The 720-nt window shown below is 51.5% G+C and carries 1 protein-coding gene and 1 pseudogene; both read left to right on the plus strand.

The window, feature by feature from the left end; genetic code table 11:
- Nucleotides 1-186: pseudogene (locus VZ95_RS19525) on the plus strand (metallophosphoesterase family protein); the annotation flags it as partial.
- Nucleotides 187-300: 114 nt separating this feature from the next.
- Nucleotides 301-720, plus strand: a 420-nt coding sequence (locus VZ95_RS19530; protein ID WP_045777349.1) for an outer membrane beta-barrel protein, incomplete at its 3' end; no start/stop codon positions are given.

The following is a 720-nucleotide window of genomic DNA, read 5'->3' on the forward strand; positions in this document are numbered from 1 at the left end:
TTATCGAGCCGCACCCGCTTTGATCGTAAAATTGTGCACGGCCATACGATTACCGAAATGCCGGACGTGCGACCTAACCGGATCGGCATTGATACGGGGGCCTTTCATTCCGGCATTCTGACGGCGTTGGTGATTGACGGCGCAATGGAGGCATTTTTGCAAACCATTCCAGCCCCTCTGTCATAAAGCGCCGGTTTTTGGGGCGGTTGCGCGTTTCCTGTCTTGTGTTTCCGCCGTGACCACCGCAAAACATCAGAATGAGTCGATTGAATGATAACCGCTTATGGTGAGAGTGACATTATGATTCAACTGCTGAAACGGGCTAATTGGCGGCAAGGCAGCTTTGTTGGCCTCTCTTTGCTGTTGTCCTGCACGGCGCTCGCTCAATCAGGGCCGCGCCCGGAAACCGCACCGGGGCAGGATCCGCGCCGGGCGGGGGGGGCTAAGATCACCACAGATCTCAATCCGCCGGCCAATGCGCGGGAAAACGACGATACCGAGCAATTGGCGGATCGGTATCAGCCGAAGGGTATTACGCTCGGCAAGTTTTTACTTTTGCCCAAAATTGAATTCGATCAGACTTATAATGATAATGTTTATGCGAGTGAGAAAGATAAGAAGGGTGATTTTATTAGTATTGTTCGGCCAGAGGTAACGTTGCGCTTGAGAGAGCCGACTTACTCATGGAATACTAATGCAAATATTGAAGCTAGTCGCTAT

The sequence above is a fragment of the Elstera litoralis genome, assembly GCF_000963705.1.
Lineage (GTDB): Bacteria > Pseudomonadota > Alphaproteobacteria > Elsterales > Elsteraceae > Elstera > Elstera litoralis.